This is a genomic window from Arthrobacter sp. Z5-13 (genome assembly GCF_056499105.1).
Genome location: NZ_CP096460.1, coordinates 3,992,073 through 4,007,214, shown reverse-complemented (window position 1 = coordinate 4,007,214; position 15,142 = coordinate 3,992,073). Strand labels below are relative to the sequence as shown.

Annotated in this window: 16 protein-coding genes; 9 read left to right on the top strand and 7 right to left on the bottom strand. The window is 63.8% G+C overall.

What is annotated here, in order from left to right; genetic code table 11:
- Positions 1 to 61: 61 nt before the first annotated feature.
- From M1E02_RS18655 to M1E02_RS18640, 4 genes are all read right to left on the bottom strand, one after another.
- A complete protein-coding gene (locus M1E02_RS18655) occupies positions 62 to 1,213 on the bottom strand; it encodes a YihY/virulence factor BrkB family protein (protein ID WP_479375670.1) in 1,152 nt (383 codons plus the stop codon).
- A 123-nt stretch (positions 1,214 to 1,336) separates the two neighbouring features.
- On the bottom strand, positions 1,337 to 1,933 hold the full coding sequence (locus M1E02_RS18650) for a DUF3618 domain-containing protein (RefSeq protein WP_479375669.1): 597 nt from the start codon (positions 1,931 to 1,933) through the stop codon (positions 1,337 to 1,339).
- A gap of 18 nt (positions 1,934 to 1,951) precedes the next feature.
- Positions 1,952 to 2,374, bottom strand: coding sequence for a phage holin family protein (locus tag M1E02_RS18645; protein ID WP_479375668.1), 423 nt, complete (start codon positions 2,372 to 2,374; stop codon positions 1,952 to 1,954).
- Complete coding sequence (locus M1E02_RS18640; protein ID WP_479375667.1) at positions 2,371 to 3,273, bottom strand: hypothetical protein; 903 nt, start codon at positions 3,271 to 3,273, stop codon at positions 2,371 to 2,373. Before M1E02_RS18640 ends, M1E02_RS18645 begins: the two co-directional genes overlap by 4 nt.
- Before the next feature lie 197 nt (positions 3,274 to 3,470).
- On the opposite strand from M1E02_RS18640, the gene M1E02_RS18635 reads away from it, so the two are divergent.
- Complete coding sequence (locus M1E02_RS18635; protein ID WP_479375666.1) at positions 3,471 to 3,959, top strand: hypothetical protein; 489 nt, start codon at positions 3,471 to 3,473, stop codon at positions 3,957 to 3,959.
- Between the two features lie 91 nt (positions 3,960 to 4,050).
- On the opposite strand, the gene M1E02_RS18630 is transcribed toward M1E02_RS18635, so the two are convergent.
- Positions 4,051 to 5,202 carry an NAD-dependent epimerase/dehydratase family protein gene (locus M1E02_RS18630; protein ID WP_479375665.1) on the bottom strand — a complete coding sequence of 384 codons (1,152 nt, stop codon included), beginning with the start codon at positions 5,200 to 5,202 and terminating at the stop codon, positions 4,051 to 4,053.
- Positions 5,203 to 5,387: 185 nt separating this feature from the next.
- On the opposite strand from M1E02_RS18630, the gene M1E02_RS18625 reads away from it, so the two are divergent.
- Complete coding sequence (locus tag M1E02_RS18625; RefSeq protein WP_479375664.1) at positions 5,388 to 6,230, top strand: sigma-70 family RNA polymerase sigma factor; 843 nt, start codon at positions 5,388 to 5,390, stop codon at positions 6,228 to 6,230.
- Here M1E02_RS18625 and M1E02_RS18620 read toward each other — a convergent pair.
- Positions 6,188 to 7,138, bottom strand: a complete 951-nt coding sequence (locus M1E02_RS18620) for a glycosyltransferase family 9 protein (RefSeq protein WP_479375663.1) — start codon at positions 7,136 to 7,138, stop codon at positions 6,188 to 6,190. The genes M1E02_RS18625 and M1E02_RS18620 overlap by 43 nt on opposite strands.
- 85 nt (positions 7,139 to 7,223) lie before the next feature.
- Here M1E02_RS18620 and M1E02_RS18615 point away from each other — a divergent pair, with 85 nt between their 5' ends.
- Genes M1E02_RS18615 through M1E02_RS18585 form a run of 7 tightly spaced genes read left to right on the top strand, consistent with a single transcriptional unit; the run spans position 7,224 to position 13,941 of the window.
- Complete coding sequence (locus tag M1E02_RS18615) at positions 7,224 to 7,766, top strand: D-glycero-alpha-D-manno-heptose-1,7-bisphosphate 7-phosphatase (RefSeq protein ID WP_479375662.1); 543 nt, start codon at positions 7,224 to 7,226, stop codon at positions 7,764 to 7,766.
- Positions 7,763 to 8,839, top strand: coding sequence for a glycosyltransferase family 9 protein (locus M1E02_RS18610; RefSeq protein ID WP_479375661.1), 1,077 nt, complete (start codon positions 7,763 to 7,765; stop codon positions 8,837 to 8,839). Before M1E02_RS18615 ends, M1E02_RS18610 begins: the two co-directional genes overlap by 4 nt.
- Positions 8,836 to 9,852, top strand: a complete 1,017-nt coding sequence (locus M1E02_RS18605) for a glycosyltransferase (RefSeq protein ID WP_479375660.1) — start codon at positions 8,836 to 8,838, stop codon at positions 9,850 to 9,852. The genes M1E02_RS18610 and M1E02_RS18605 overlap by 4 nt, the downstream gene beginning before the upstream one ends.
- Positions 9,849 to 11,108: a glycosyltransferase gene (locus M1E02_RS18600; RefSeq protein WP_479375659.1), complete on the top strand. Its 1,260-nt coding sequence runs from the start codon at positions 9,849 to 9,851 to the stop codon at positions 11,106 to 11,108. The genes M1E02_RS18605 and M1E02_RS18600 overlap by 4 nt, the downstream gene beginning before the upstream one ends.
- Positions 11,105 to 11,815, top strand: a complete 711-nt coding sequence (locus M1E02_RS18595; protein WP_479375658.1) for a D-sedoheptulose-7-phosphate isomerase — start codon at positions 11,105 to 11,107, stop codon at positions 11,813 to 11,815. Before M1E02_RS18600 ends, M1E02_RS18595 begins: the two co-directional genes overlap by 4 nt.
- Complete coding sequence (locus M1E02_RS18590; RefSeq protein WP_479375657.1) at positions 11,812 to 13,206, top strand: PfkB family carbohydrate kinase; 1,395 nt, start codon at positions 11,812 to 11,814, stop codon at positions 13,204 to 13,206. Before M1E02_RS18595 ends, M1E02_RS18590 begins: the two co-directional genes overlap by 4 nt.
- A 33-nt stretch (positions 13,207 to 13,239) precedes the next feature.
- Positions 13,240 to 13,941: an SDR family oxidoreductase gene (locus M1E02_RS18585; RefSeq protein ID WP_479375656.1), complete on the top strand. Its 702-nt coding sequence runs from the start codon at positions 13,240 to 13,242 to the stop codon at positions 13,939 to 13,941.
- Here the strand turns inward: M1E02_RS18585 and M1E02_RS18580 are convergent.
- A complete protein-coding gene (locus tag M1E02_RS18580) occupies positions 13,907 to 15,052 on the bottom strand; it encodes a glycosyltransferase family 9 protein (RefSeq protein ID WP_479375655.1) in 1,146 nt (381 codons plus the stop codon). The two genes, M1E02_RS18585 and M1E02_RS18580, sit on opposite strands and share 35 nt — an antisense overlap.
- Positions 15,053 to 15,142 lie beyond the last annotated feature (90 nt).

The following is a 15,142-nucleotide window of genomic DNA, read 5'->3' as shown; positions in this document are numbered from 1 at the left end:
GGTGTAGGCCGCCGCGTTCCTGATCACCGACGGCAAGAGTTCAACGGCTGGCGCCCAGCGGCTAGCGGCCGCGATTGCGATCGTTGCGCTCAGCGCCGTTCCTTGTGTCTTGCTGCTCGCTAACATGCTGTTCGCGTAGTTCCCGGCCCTGGCGGATATCTTCTTCTTCCTTTTCCTGCATCTTGTCGCTCTTTTTGGTGTCACGGGGCGGCAACTGGATAGTCTCCTCTGCCTCAATGCCCGCCTGAAGCTGGCGCCCACGTTCCATCTCGGCGTCGAACTCTGCCCCAAAGAGGAGTGACATGTTCAGGATCCAAAGCCACAGCAGCAGCACTATGACGCCGCCCAGAGCGCCATAGGTCTTGTTGTAGTTGGCGAAGTTTGCCACATAGAAGGCGAAGCCGAGAGTGGCCAGGAACGATACCACCAAGGCAATGAACGAGCCCATGCTCATCCAGCGGAACTTGGGCTGCTTCACATTGGGGGTGGTGTAGTAAAGGATGGCGATGGCCACAACCACCAGGATCACGATTACAGGCCACTTCAGGATGTTCCAGGTGGTGAGGAAGGCCCCACCCAGTCCAATGGCGTTTCCTACGGCCTCTGCCACCGGCCCACTGAGAACCAGCATGGCCGCGATCAGTGCCACGAGAAGGACGGTCACCACTGTGACACCCAGCATCGTGCCGCGAAGTTTGACGAAACCACGGCCCTCGTCGGTCTCGTAGATCCGGTTCATGGCCCGGCCGAAGGCTCCTACATAACCTGAGGCAGACCAAAGGGCGGTCAGAATACCCAAGACCAGAGTGAAACCGGCAGCCGGGGAGTTGACTAATTCCTCCACGGGTTGCCGGATGAAGTCCACCGTTCCGCCTGGCGCCACACCCTGAACGATATCCAGCAGGCCCGAGGTGGTCCTTTCCGCCTGGCCAAAGACACCCAGCAATGACACCAGTGCCAGGAGGGCCGGGAACAGGGACAGCACACCAAAATACGTCAGGGCGGCGGCCAGATCCTGGCACTGATCGCTCGTGAACTCCCGGAACGACTTCTTGGCAATGTATTTCCAGGACCGTTTGCTGATGTCCTGGGGGCTGTCGGGTTTGCTCTCATCGTCCGGGGCGGGGGCTGTTTGAGCCTTTGCTGTGCTGCTGTCAGCTGTCTCGGCGCCTGCGTTTGAACTGTTCTTTGCAGAGAAGTTGTTGCTGGCCATGGGAATTATCCTCAAATCTGCCGGATTTCCTTACGGGCGTCGCGCCACAAATAAGGGACGGGTAGACGGGCAGGCCGGCCGGCCCGCGCGTGCGGGCGGCCGGCCTGGCCGAACCTGGCATGGTCAGGCGTTCTGGACGTTGTCCTTGGCGTCTGTTGCCTTGTATTTGACGTCCTCCACTGCCATCTGACCCTCGCCTTTGACGTGTTCGGTGGCCTGGGTGGCAGTTGTCTTGACGTTTTCCATGGCTTCCTGGGCAGGTTCCTTCAGCCCTTGGGCCATGTCCTTGGCGGTTTCCGTCAGTTGTGTGGTCAGGGGCTCGGCGGCGCTCTTGACCTGCTGGGCCGCCTCGCGCTCCTTCTCACTTGCCGGTATCAGGGAGGAGAGGAGCATTCCGGCGCCAAAAGCAATCAGCCCGGCAGCGAGCGGATTCCCCTGGGCTTTTGTCTTCATCTGCTGCGGCGCCTCGCTGATCGCGGAGCCAGCGTCACTGAGAGCGGACCCGGTTCCTTGCTGGGCTGAGTGCATACGGTCAGCGGTGTTCTCGGCTGCTCCCATGACTTTCTCCTTCACTCCAAAAACGGCTTCCCTTGCCTTGTCGGTCTGGCGGTGGACAATGTTGGACGGCGTGACTTTGTCTGCCACTGCATCCACATTGGTGCCAAGCCGTGCGCGGGTTGCTTCTATGTCGGCGCGGATTGCGTCCGGGTTTTCGGTCATCGTGTGTCCTTGCTCGATCTAGGTATTTGGTTTCAGGGTGGGTGGAATCTCCTGGAGCGTTTCCGCTGTTTGCGGCATGCCCTTGATCGCCTTGAGCTCCTTGCGACCCATGGAAGCGAGGATTGCGGCGATGATGGCCCAGATCACGGCGACGACGACGGCGGACCAGCCGTGCCCGATCAAGTTGCCCAGTCCCCACCAGAGAGCCACGGAGAGGAAAAGCAGCACGAAGTGACCGGCTACCCCGGCGCCGGCCAATAGACCTGCACCTTTCCCGGCCCGGGTTCCTGACTGCTTGAGCTCGGCCTTGGCCAACTCAACTTCCTGGCGCATCAGCGTGGAAATGTCCTTGGTGACATCGCCCAGCAGATCGCCAAGAGAGGAGTTGTCCGCTTTTACATGCGCCTCAGAGGGAGGAGGCTCCGGTATCTGGCTGCTCATCGACGCCCACCATCAAACGGATCGTCGCGGTAGGGATCGTCAGTTGGACGGCTTCCTGACAAGGGGCTCTCACCAACGCGGTCGCCTGCCAGTGGGTCATCGGCCCACTGGCCGCCCGTGGTTCCTGCACCCTCCATGGGATTAGGCGGGTAGGTTTGTCCGCCAGTCCCTGCTGCGGCGCCGGCTGTGGTTGTTGTGGGAGCCGGGTACTGGACGGGGGGCGGCGGAACTGCCATTCCTCCGGGCATTGGCTCAGCCATTGCGGTGCTGCGGCCGGCGCCGGCGCTCATTCCGGAATCAGGGGAACCGGACGTCAAGCCCTTGGTCAAGCGGCCGGCCAGGACGCCTGCTCCTGCTGCAAGCAGGAGGAAGGTTCCTGGACGCTGGCGGGCAAAGGACTTTACCTCGTCCAGCAGCGAGCCTGGATCCCGTGCTTCAAGCCAGGAAGCTACAGAGGACGAGCGCTCGGCTGCTTGCCGGACCAGATCCGAGGCGACGCCCTGCTCATCAGGGGCAGAGGCCATGGACTGCAACTGGCTGGAGATGGAGCGCAACCCTTCAGCTACTTTCTGCTGTTGGGTTCCGGCTTGGTTCGTCAGGTCGGACCTTGCCTGGTACAGCAGATCCTTTGCGTTCGTCTTGACCTCTGTTGCAACGTTTGCTGCCTCAGCCTTTGCAGTTTCCGCCACGTTTTTGGCAGAGTCGCTGGCCTGCTTGCCGACTTCCCCGGCCTCACTCTTCATGGCGTCCTTTTTGGATGACCCGGTTTCCGCACCGGACTGCATTCCTGCGGAAGTGGTTGTTCCTGCAGGGTAGGCGGGGTCATAGGGGTCGGTCGATCGTGCATCGGCCGGAGCGGTGCCGTAGCTTCCGTCCTGCGGCCATTGGTTCTCTGTCATCTTCGCTCTCTTTCTCAAAAGGTCGGCTGCTGATCAAGAACCAGCATTACTGGCACTAAATAGTAAGCATGATTACTATCGAATAGTAAGTACCCTTCCTAAGATCTTTCAAGTGGACGGGGAAGGGTGCTGCTGAACAGTAAGGACGGCAGTGGAAACGGCCGGATCTTGCGCGAGTTGAAAGGGTTGAATTTCCCATGGATGCAATGGCCTGGGTCTGGATCGTAATAGGAATCGTTGTTGTGGTTGTGCTCGTTCTGGGAGTGATGGCCGCCAGGAAGCGCAAACAGGAACTGCACCACAAGCACGTCGTCGAACAGCGTCAACAGGCGGGCGAGATACGCCGCAAGGCAGAAAACATCGAACTGGACGCCCGTGAGCGCGAGGCCAACGCCATCAAGGCCCGTGCGGATGCGGAACAGGCTCAGGTTGATGCCGAGAGGATGCGCCAGGAAGCCGAGAAACGGCAGACTGAGGCTGAATCACTCCGTAATGAATCGGTTGAACGGCGGCAACACGCTGATTCACTCGATCCGGACGTCGATACGAAAAACCGTCGGGATCAGGCCCCCGGCCGGGAGCAGAGCCATATTGAACATGGTGTTCCTGACCGGGGCCGTGCTGACCTTGATGCTGCTGACCGCGATCCCAAAGGCCGCGGCCGGGAGGACGACGGACGCCGATAGGGCCCTAACAGGGCCCGCAGTAATGCCTGGCGGCTAACCGCCAGGCATTACTTGTGCTTGGCCTTGCGGTATCTACTGCGCACCGGGTGATCTACTGCTCACCGGGGGTGCGAAGCGCCTGCCGACGCAAGGCCTCGCTGCGCAACGCGCCACTACGGACGGCCACCCTGCGCATCGCCCGCTTTCGAAGTCCCGCCGGCCCCAGTATCGGCCGCGGGTGCATGGCGGGCGATGCTGGTATGCCCTGCCCGGAACCGAGCCCGGCCAGTACCTCCCTGATGGCATCCAGCGAGGATACCTGTGGTGCCCAGCCGAGGACTTCCCGTGCCCGGGTGGTGTCCATGATGGGAGCCCCCTCAGCCATGTCCACCCAACCGGCGTCGGTGCGCTGTAAATGCAACCTCCAGCTCAGATCCGCGGCGGCGTGGACCATACGTACGGAGATTGGTAACCAGCGCTTTGCGTGGAACAGGGCGGCAAGTCCCTGGGGTGTGACCACCGGTTCGGCGGCAATGTTGAAGGCGCCTCCGGCTCCCAGGTTAAGAACCCGCCAGTAGGCGTCTGCTACGTCGTCGGCATGAGCGGCTTGGAACACAAATTGCGGGGGCACGGGAAGGACAGGCGTCCTGGGCTTCCCGAGCAGGAGCTTCGGGATCAGGGGCCCCAGGAAATACCTCCCGATCTCGGATCCGGCATCACGCTGGAAAGTCAGGCCTGGCCTTAGCCGGGCTACGGTAACAGCGGGGTTCTCTGCCATAAAGCTGTCCAGCAGGGCCTCCTGCTCCGCCTTGTGCCTGCTGTAGTGTGAGCCGGCAATGCCGCCAACCGGCCAGCTCTCATCGACGCGGGATTCCTTGCTGGCGGCCGGGCTGTACGCGCCGATCGAAGAAGCGCACACGATGTGCTTTACGCCGGCCTCTTTGGCCGCGCTGAGCATGTTGGCGGTGCCTGTCACGTTGGTGCGGTAGAGCTGGTCCAGATCGTGGTTTGGTTGGACCTGCCAGGCAAGATGCACCACCGCATCTGCTCCTTTGAGGGCTGCCCTGAGCCGGTGTCCATCCTCTTCGGCGCCAACATCGAGTGCATGCCACAGAACGCCTTCGAAAGGTGGCTTGGAGGAGTCCGGCACCCGTCTGCTGACGCCGACCAGCTCCAGTTCCGGCCTGACAGAACGCTCTTTTTGCAGCCTGCGAAGGACGGCCGTTCCTACATTGCCGCTGGCTCCTACGATGACAACGCGCATCTCGGACGGTCCTTCCGTTCAGCTGATGGCCATGGGCCCGGAAACCCAAACGATCTGATCCCAGGTTCAGACAAGGTTCTTCGAATAACGCTACCGGGCATTGTTTAATAAGCAACCTTATGGTTCGCTACTGATAAGTCTTGCCACGGGCTTTTCGAACGCTCCAGCACGAAGGAACGAACGACATGCGGGAAACCCAGCCCTCCCTGCCGTTGCTCCCGGCAACCGGACGAAGCGCCCGGTCGGCCCAAAACCGGCCTGTACGTACGCGGCCTTTACACAGCCAGCAAGGGCAGATTCAGCTCACATTCCAGAACCACCTGGTTCTGAACTACCTCGATCTTGCGGAGTCCCTGGCCGCAAGGTTCGTCTCCAGAGGACGCGAAAGGGCAGACCTGAACCAGGTTGCCTACCTGGGCCTGGTCAAGGCTGCCCGGGGGTTCGATGAGAGCCGGGGCGGGAGTTTTCCCGCTTACGCCACCCCTACCATCACTGGTGAACTCAAACGATATCTGCGGGACCGTTGCTGGATGGTCCGCCCACCCCGTCACATCCAGGACCTGCGCACGGAGATTCTGCGGACTGAGCCGCTGCTGTCGCAGAGGCTGCGAAGGTCACCCACGGATGCTGAAATCGCCCGGGAACTGGGTGCCGACGTCGCCTGCGTCCGCGAGGCGATGGCAGCTTCTGCCAGCCTTCGCCCGGACTCCCTGGATGCGGTTGATGTACACGGTGATGCCCCGCCTCCCGCGGAGACGCTCGTCTCCCCGGATGCGTCCCCCGAGCGGCTTGAAGAACTTCTCAGCCTCAGCGACGCCATCCAGGAGCTCAGTGAAGCGGACCGGCAGCTGCTCTACCGGCGATACTTCCTGGAGGAATCACAAAGCGAACTGGGCCAGAGAGTGGGAATGACCCAAATGCAGGTCTCCCGCCGGCTCTCAAAGATCCTGGTCCAGCTCCAGCAACGGCTGCTCGACGACGAAACTCACAGCAGGCCCAGGCCGCGGACCGCCTCAAGCACCTCCTGAGTGGTCACCCCCAATATCGCAGGATCCGGATCAGCGGCAAAGGTATCTCCCCGCCTCACGGCGGCCTTGGTCAGCACCACATGCGGGCCTGGCGGAGGGCCCCAGATCTCGGGGGGAGCAGGGCCGAAGAGCACCACAGACGGCCTGCCATAAGCGGAGGCCAGGTGAGCGGCCCCCGTGTCTGCCGAGATGACGAGCCGTGCGTCAGCCACCGTCGCAGCGAATTGGCTGAGCGTCAGTTGCCCCGCGACCACCGCGGCTTCGGAGAGGCCTGCCATGCGGCACACCACCAGCGCGCGCTCCCGTTCCACTGCGCTTCCCGTAAAAAGAACGCGATGTCCCGAAGCCGCCAGCTTCGAGGCCAGGCAGGCAAAACGGTCGACGGGCCAGAGACGGCTTCCGTAGGCCGCGCCTACGTGGATTACGGTGGCTTCCAGTGCCGCGGTAGCTATTGCCGGACGGTTGAGGCGAAAGTCCAGGGGGTCAGCATCGATGCCATGCCATTGCAGCAGCCTCGTCCACCGCTCCCGCTCATGAAGGTCAGGTTGCCAAGGTGGCCCGTCCCTGCGCTTCGATATATGGGAAATGGTGTGCCGTGCCTTGAGTTCCTCGATCCGCTCCTGGCTTTCCGGCCCGCTGCCGTGCAGATTGACTGCCACGTCTACAGTGCCCGGCTCCACGTCGATCGGTTCGTCCAGCCCGTGCGTTGGCAGAAGTTCAAAACCGCCAACCAGCTGGAGCGCCTCGGTCAGCCAGCCTTGGGCAGCATAACGAAGACGGTGTTCCGGATAAGCGCGGCGCAAAGCGTGCAATGCCGGCACCGCAACCAGCAGGTCACCGAGTTTGAGCGCCCGCAATACCAGCAATTCCGGCTTGTCCTGCTGCCCTGAATGACGGCTCAAATCCATGTCCTTTCCCCAGCTTGGAGTCTAGCTCCAAGAGAAGTCCTGCCTGACTTGTTTAGCAAGGACTGTAACGGGGAACGGACTGGATATGGGAAGTGACAACTCATTACCGCTTCGGGCTGTCCTGTTCGACCGGGACGGCACGCTGGTACAGGACGTGCCCTACAACGGGGACCCGGACCTGGTGGAACCCATGGGCCATGCCGCCGTAGTTTTGCAGGAACTTCGCACCTTGGGCCTGGCTACGGGCGTCATCAGCAACCAGTCCGGAATTTCGCGCGGTCTCTTGACCCAAAGCCAGGTCAGCAGCGTCAATTCACGCATCGAAGAGCTGCTGGGGCCCTTCGATGTTTGGGAAATCTGTCCGCACGCACCCGAGGACAGCTGTAGCTGCCGGAAGCCCGCCCCGGGGATGATCATCGCCGCCTGCCGCCGCCTCGGAATCTCCCCGGCAGAGGCAGCCTACATAGGAGACATCGGCTCTGACCTGGAAGCGGCCGAAGCCGCCGGTGCCAGGGGCGTCCTGGTCCCGACGCCGGCTACACGCGCCGAAGAGGTGGATGCCGCCGTCGGGAATGTTGCGCCGGACCTTAGCGCCGCAATCCGGATGCTCCTGGACGGTCCGCCGTGAGCCGCGTCCTGGTAGCCCGCCTGGACAGCGTCGGCGATGTCCTGCTGGCAGGCCCTGCCGTGCGGGCAGTTGCCCATGGCAGGCGCTCAGGCCCCGGGAATGCAAACGACGTTGTCATGTTGTGCGGGCCCCAAGGCGAAGCAGCGGCGTCCATTCTTCCCGACGTAACCGAGGTCTTCAGCTGGGCGTGCCCATGGATCGTCAATCCCGCCCCGCCAGTCAGCTCACGGCACCTGGACACTCTTACGGATTTCATCCGGCACTCCAGGATCACCGAAGCAGTCATCCTCACTTCGTTTCATCAATCTCCGCTGCCCCTGGCGCTGCTGCTGCGCCTCGCCGGAGTTTCCCGTATTACGGGTGCCTCAACGGACTATCCTGGCTCTCTGTTGGATGTCCGGCTGCGCCCGGGCGAGGATTTTCCTGAGGATCAACCTGAAGCCGAGCGTGCACTTGGCATCGCCCGTGCGGCCGGCTTCGAACTGCCCCCGGGCGACGACGGCAAGCTCAAGGTGGTGCCCGTCCCCGACGTCACTGACCTGGTGGGGGAGGAGCCGTACATCGTGGTGCATCCCGGGGCAACAGCCCCCGCTCGGGCCTGGCCGCCACTGCATCATGCTGCCGCCGTGGAACTGCTCGAAGGTGCCGGTCACCGGGTGGTGGTGACCGGCGCTCCGGGTGAAAGGGCCCTGACGGCAACTGTCGCAGGGCCATCGGGAATCGACCTCGGCGGCCGCACCGACCTGCGGACCCTGTCCGGTGTCCTGGCCCGGGCGAAGGCAGTGGTGACCGGCAACACCGGGCCCGCGCATCTTGCCGCCGCTGTGGGAACTCCCGTCGTCTGTCTCTTTTCCCCCGTGGTTCCCGCCGTCCGCTGGGCACCCTACGGGGTTCCGCTGGAGCTGCTGGGAGACCAAAATGCTCCGTGCAGGCTCAGCAGGGCAAGAGAATGTCCGGTACCAGGGCATCCCTGCCTCAGCTCCGTGGCACCCGAACAGGTGGCGGACGCGGTGGAACGCCTGATCAGCGGAGTGTCTTCCCTCAGTACCCGGCGAAAGGTCTGGCACCCATGAGAATCCTGTTGTGGCATGTTCACGGCTCCTGGACGGATGCGTTTGTCCGCGGGCACCACGAGTACCTCCTGCCGGTCCTTCCCGAGGGCGGTCCCTGGGGGCTGGGACGCGCAGGCAGGAACTGGCCGGCGTCGGTTTCTGAAGTCGCGTTGGCGACACTGGACCCGGACACCATTGACGCCGTCGTCCTCCAACGGCCCGAAGAAATCGACGAAGTCCAGCGCGTGCTGGGACGCAGGTCCGGCACGGAGCTTCCTGCTGTGTATGTGGAGCACAACACGCCTAAGGGCGACGTGCCGTGGACAAGCCACCCCCTTGCCGGCCAACACACCATTCCCATAGTCCACGTGACCCATTTCAACGATCTCTTCTGGGACAGCGGTGTTGCCCCCACGGTGGTGATTGAACACGGCATCCCGGATCCTGGCTGCCTCTACACGGGGGAGACCCCTGATCTGGGCGTCGTGGTCAATGAGCCGGTGCGCCGCGGGCGAGTGACAGGGACAGACCTCTTGGCACGTTTTGCCTCCATCGCCCCGCTCCAGGTCTTCGGTATGGGCGGCGGCGGGCTGGTGGCAGAAACAGGAATTTATCCCTCACGGCTGAAAGTGCGCGGAGACTTGCCGACGCCGGACCTGCACCGTGAACTGGCCCGCTGCCGTGTGTACCTGCATCCGCTGCGCTGGACCTCGCTGGGACTGTCGCTGCTGGAGGCGATGCACCTGGGCATGCCCGTGCTGGCGCTTGCCACCACGGAGGCAGTCCGCGCGGTTCCTCCCGGGGCCGGCGTCGTTTCAACCGAGGTCGAGGAGCTCCGCCGCTGGGCCCACAGGCTGATCCTTGATCCGGAGGAAGCGCGGCGGATGGGAGCTGCCGCGCGGGAGGCTGCCCTGGCGAACCACAGCCTGGGTGCCTTCCTCGGTGCCTGGGACGAGCTGCTGGACGATCTCCTATGCAGGCGTTTCCGGAGGGGACAAATACTTGTTCCGGCGCAAGAGAGGAAAATGCAATGAGAATATCCATGGTGTCTGAGCACGCGAGTCCTCTGGCCGCGCTGGGCGGTGTGGACGCCGGAGGGCAGAACGTCCATGTCGCGGCGCTCTCAACAGCACTATCCCGCCGCGGCCACCACGTCACGGTGTATACACGCCGGGACTCCGCCGATCTGCCGGCCAGGGTCAGGATCATGCCTCGGCTCGAAGTGGTCCATGTTGATGCCGGTCCGGCGAAGCATGTTCCCAAGGATGAGTTGCTCCCCTTTATGGGCAAGCTCGCCGACGGAATCGTCAAGGACTGGGGAAGCCGGCGTCCCGACGTCGTCCATGGGCATTTCTGGATGTCCGGATTGGCCTCGCTGGACGCCGCCAGAAGGGGCGACCCGGGCGGGTATGTGCCGATGGTGCAGACTTTCCATGCGCTGGGAACAGTGAAACGACGCCACCAGGGCGCGCAGGACACCAGCCCGGCCGAGCGCGAATGGCTGGAACCGTACGTTGGCCGGGCCGCTGACAGGATCATCGCCACTTGCTCCGACGAAGTCTTCGAGCTCAAAGCCATGGGCATCAACACCGCGAAGATTTCCATCGCCCCCTGCGGTGTGGACCTGGACCTGTTTTCCGCCACAGGCGGTTCCGAAGTGCGGCCCCGTACCTACCGCATCCTGTCCGTGGGGCGCCTCGTTCCACGTAAGGGAGTGGATCTGGTGATTCAGGCCTTGCCGCTCCTGCGTGCGGCGGGGTTCGACGACGTCGAGTTGCTGATTGTGGGCGGAGAAGGGGATGCAGCCGTGACGGGTGCCGATCCCGAGGGCAGCCGGCTGATGGCCATTGCCGAGGAGCTTGGGGTTGCCAACCAGGTGAGCCTGCGCGGGCAACTGCCACGGGACGCCATGCCGGGAATCCTGCGCAGCGCCGACGCCGTGGTCTGCACACCCTGGTACGAGCCGTTCGGAATTGTGCCGCTTGAAGCCATGGCCTGCGGTGTCCCTGTTGTGGCTGCAGCCGTGGGTGGGCTGCGGGACACCGTTGTGGACCGCAAGACCGGACTGCACGTGCCACCGAGGGACCCTGAAGCTATTGCGGCCGCGGTGGCGGAGCTGCTCGGGGCCCCGGCGCTGCGGTCCGAGCTGGGCAAAGCCGGGGAGAAACGTGCCAGGTCCCGCTACTCCTGGGACAGGGTGGCAGCGGAGTCGGAGAAGGCATATCAACTGGCGGTAGCAGGAAACGCCGCATCCCGTCAGCTGGAGCACATGAAAGGAGCAGCGCTGTGACTACTGAATGGAAAGTCAAGGATGGTGCCCGTCCGGCACTGCTTCCGTTCCCGCCGTCGGCCCCCGCGCCTGTGGCTGACGGCAGGGGCAACCAGTCCCTGATGGCCGTCCAGGCCCACCTGCAGAACTTCCTGCCCGCCCTGGAGTCACTGCGCGGGCAGGCTGATCGTCTCGCTTTTTGGGGGCAGGAGCTGGCGCAGCGGTTGCTGCGCGGGCAGCGGCTTCTCGCTGCAGGCAACGGCGGTTCTGCTGCCGAGGCCCAGCACCTGACGGCGGAGCTGGTAGGAAGGTTCGACGGCGAGAGGGTGCCGTTTTCGGCCATCAGCCTGCATGCCGAGACGTCTGCCGTGACGGCCATTGCCAATGATTACGGCTTTGAGGAGCTCTTCGCCCGCCAGGTCAGGGCGCATGGAAGGTCAGGGGATGTGCTGATCCTGCTCTCGACGAGCGGCAAAAGCCCTAACCTCCTGCGGGCCGTTGAGACCGCCGCAGGCCTGAACATCAGGACGTGGGCCCTGACAGGACCTGGACCGAATCCGCTGGCGGATGCCTGCGATGAAGCAGTAACTATTGATGCCGTTTCAGCCAATGCACAGGAGGGGCACTTGATCGCACTGCACGCAATCTGCCGGGCGTTCGACGCCGAGGTTTCGAGGCGGGGGGCCGGCTCTCCCGCTTCCTTTTCCTCCGGGGAGGTCCGGCCGTGAGGATAACCGTAGTGGGGGATGTGCTGCTGGATGTTGATCTCGCCGGGCACGCCACCCGTTTGTGCCCGGATGCCCCCGTTCCAGTGGTGGACGTTGGATCTGTCCAGCGCCGGGCCGGGGGCGCGGGGCTTGTGGCGAAGATGCTGGCCGCTGACGGTCATCACGTCACCCTGGTGACTGTACTGTCCGACGACGACTCCGCCTCGCACCTGGAACGCGCCCTGGAAGGGGTCACTGTCATTGCCGGACCCTCCGGAGCGCCGACTCCGGTCAAGACCCGGGTGCGGGCCGATGGCCACCCGGTTGTGCGCTTTGACGAGGGCTGCGAGCCCGCACCGGTGCCTGCTGTTACAGGGCCCATGCTGCACGCCCTTGAACAGGCCAAGGCCATTGTGGTGGCTGACTACGGCAGGGGACTGACGGCCGCACCGGAGCTCCGGGTGCTCCTGGAGTCCCTGGCCTCGCAGATCCCCATCGTCTGGGACCCGCACCCGGCAGGGACTGAACCTGTCCACGGCGTAGAGGCCGTGACTCCCAACCTGAGCGAAGCCCGCAAATTCTCGGCACGGGCGGGGGAGTTCAGAGGCCCTGAGCCTAAGGGAGATGACCGCAGCGAAGACCCCGGATACATTGCTTCGGCCCTCATGCGGAACTGGCACAGCAAAGCCGTGCTGGTAACGATGGGAGCCCGCGGCGCCGTTCTGGTGCGGGACGACGGCAGGCCCGCCCTGACGGTCCCCGCTCCCGTCACCTCTGTGTCTGACCCGTGCGGTGCGGGTGATCGGCTTGCAGCCAGCCTGGCCGTTCATTTGCTGGACGGCCACAACGTCGATGACTCCGCGGTCCTGGCCGTCCGGGAAGCAGCAGCGTTCCTCGGAGCAGGCGGCGTGGCCACACTGGCCGGCGAACGGGAACCCGTGAAACTGCACGGCAGCGGCACCGATGCTTTGACGCTGGCCCACAACGTCCACGCGGCAGGCGGCACAGTGGTGGCCACCGGGGGATGCTTCGATCTCCTGCACGCCGGGCACATCCGGGCGCTCGCCGCTGCCCGGAAGCTGGGGGATTGCCTGATCGTGTGCCTGAATTCGGATCAATCAGTGCGCCGCATCAAGGGCGAGCACCGGCCCATCATCAGCCAGGAAGACCGAACAGAGATGCTCCTTGCCCTCGAATACGTGGACGCCGTGATGGTGTTCGACGAGGACACGCCTGAAGTATGCCTGGACCAGTTGCGGCCGGATCTTTGGGTAAAGGGCGGTGACTACGACGTCACGGAACTGCCGGAAGCCGCACTCGTTGAAAGCTGGGGCGGACGCTGCACCACAGTGCCCTACCACCCGGCCAGATCGACGTCGAACCTGGCGGAAGCGCTCTTGAAAGTCGGCTGAACGCCCAACATTTTCACAAACGGAAGGAACACCATGAATGCAGAATCAATGCGCCCTGGCCGTGTACTGGTGACGGGGGGAGCCTCCGGACTCGGTGCCGCCGTCGTCGACGCCGTCCTGAAAGCGGGCGGGACTCCCGTGGTGCTGGACCGCGATATCAGCAATGTCTCGGCCGTTAAGGCTTTCGAAGTGGACGTCTCTGACCGGCTGGCAGTGGAGGAGGCCGTGCGCCAGGCGGCGGAGACCCTCGATGGACTTGACGCCGTGGTGACTGCCGCAGGGATTGACCGGTGCGGAAAACTGGAGGACGTAGCTGCCGAGGACTGGGAGAAGGTAATCGGCGTCAACCTGCTGGGGACGGTCTCTGTTGTCCGCGCCGCCTTGCCGTATCTGAAGGCCTCCCGTGGCAGAGCGGTGACCGTTGCGTCCACCCTGGGGAAACGGGCCCTGCCTGAGGCGTCGGCCTACTGCGCCTCAAAGTTCGGAGTAGTGGGCTTCAGTCACGCACTCGCAGCTGAGACCGGAGGCGAGATCGGCGTGACCACCATGATCCCCGGTGGAATGAAAACCAGGTTCTTCGACGACCGTCCTGAGCAGTACAAACCCCAGGATGACTCCCGGTTGAATGATCCGGCCAACGTCGCGCAGGCCATTCTTTTTGTGCTGTCCCAACCTCAAGGATGCGAAATCCGCGAAATGCTCATCTGCCACGAAGACGAGGGCTCCTGGCCGTAAGGCCCCTGACGTCCTCATAGACTTGCGTGGCCGCCACTTCCTCCACGAGGGAATCGTTGTGGCTGCAGCGGGGAGCCGTCCAGCCTACCTGCGTCACATCTATCCCGCAGCTCGGACATTTGGTTGTCCAGGAGGCATGGACGCGGTGGAGGCTCCGGCCCAGGGCACCTGCGTTGATAACGTTGCCCGCCCAGTAGATGCCAACGGTGGGAGCGCCCAGCGCCTGGGCCAAATGGCGCGGCCCGCTGTCGTTGGCCACCATCACCGTGCACCGGGCCAGCAGTGCTGCCAGTCCGGACACGTCGAGCCGGCCCGCTACTGACCTGACCATTCCGGGGGAGGAGGCGGCGGCCAGTTCAGCGATCCGTTCAGCGAGCGGTTGTTCACTGGAGTCACCCACGATCAGCACCTGACATCCATCGGCAGCGCAGGATGCGGCCACTTCCGCAAACCGCTCCGCCGGCCAACGCCGTCGGGGGTCTGTGGCGCCGGGATGGATCACCACCAGCGCCTCTGCCTCGTTGTTCACGAGGTCCTCATCCAGGCCGGCGGAAGGGGCCAGCCTCGCCTCAAGGTCAACCGGAGGGGCCCCGGCAAAGCCAGCCACCTCCAATGCCCGGAGCGGCTCATGTTGGTAGTAAAGGTAGGGGACTGTGCGCTCCAGGCTGGCCGCGTCAACTGTCCGCGTGCCCACCGTGTGGCGGGCTCCCAGCCTCAGCAGGAACGGGTTGGAGTAGCGTCCGCCTCCGTGGAGCTGCACGGCAAGGTCAAACTGTTGCGCGCGCATCTCCGCAAAAAAACGCTCCAGCCTGGCCGGGTCCTCTTCGCCCGGGCGGACGCCTTCGGAATAGGGCAGGATGCGCACCCTGTTGATGGGTCCCACCGTTGCAGAGACCACCTGCTCATGGATTGGCGTTCCCAGGAGAGTGACGTCCGCCCCGGGGTAGGCGGCCTTCAGCGCAGTGATGGCAGGAATGGCGAACAGCAGATCCCCGAGCCCCCCTCCGCGAAGCACCGCAATCCTTGAAATTCCTTCGAATTTTTCCAGGACAGGCCCCACCCCGGTTCCAACGACGCCCGCTCCACCAAAATCTGCCGTGAGCTGCTCCACTCTGCTCTCCTTATGCTGCTGATCGCCTCTTTAGAGGGTCCGGCCGCCGCTCCCCGTGGGGACACCATACGGCTCTTCCACGGCCTCCTG

Coding starts and splice junctions, on each gene's coding strand:
- M1E02_RS18630 (WP_479375665.1), bottom strand. CDS start 5,202: ATGCGCGTTGTCATCGTAGGAGCCAGCGGCAATGTAGGAACGGCCGTC.
- M1E02_RS18605 (WP_479375660.1), top strand. CDS start 8,836: ATGAGAATCCTGTTGTGGCATGTTCACGGCTCCTGGACGGATGCGTTT.
- M1E02_RS18645 (WP_479375668.1), bottom strand. CDS start 2,374: ATGAGCAGCCAGATACCGGAGCCTCCTCCCTCTGAGGCGCATGTAAAA.
- M1E02_RS18655 (WP_479375670.1), bottom strand. CDS start 1,213: ATGGCCAGCAACAACTTCTCTGCAAAGAACAGTTCAAACGCAGGCGCC.
- M1E02_RS18620 (WP_479375663.1), bottom strand. CDS start 7,138: ATGGATTTGAGCCGTCATTCAGGGCAGCAGGACAAGCCGGAATTGCTG.
- M1E02_RS18650 (WP_479375669.1), bottom strand. CDS start 1,933: ATGACCGAAAACCCGGACGCAATCCGCGCCGACATAGAAGCAACCCGC.
- M1E02_RS18640 (WP_479375667.1), bottom strand. CDS start 3,273: ATGACAGAGAACCAATGGCCGCAGGACGGAAGCTACGGCACCGCTCCG.
- M1E02_RS18615 (WP_479375662.1), top strand. CDS start 7,224: ATGGGAAGTGACAACTCATTACCGCTTCGGGCTGTCCTGTTCGACCGG.
- M1E02_RS18625 (WP_479375664.1), top strand. CDS start 5,388: ATGCGGGAAACCCAGCCCTCCCTGCCGTTGCTCCCGGCAACCGGACGA.
- M1E02_RS18600 (WP_479375659.1), top strand. CDS start 9,849: ATGAGAATATCCATGGTGTCTGAGCACGCGAGTCCTCTGGCCGCGCTG.
- M1E02_RS18585 (WP_479375656.1), top strand. CDS start 13,240: ATGAATGCAGAATCAATGCGCCCTGGCCGTGTACTGGTGACGGGGGGA.
- M1E02_RS18635 (WP_479375666.1), top strand. CDS start 3,471: ATGGATGCAATGGCCTGGGTCTGGATCGTAATAGGAATCGTTGTTGTG.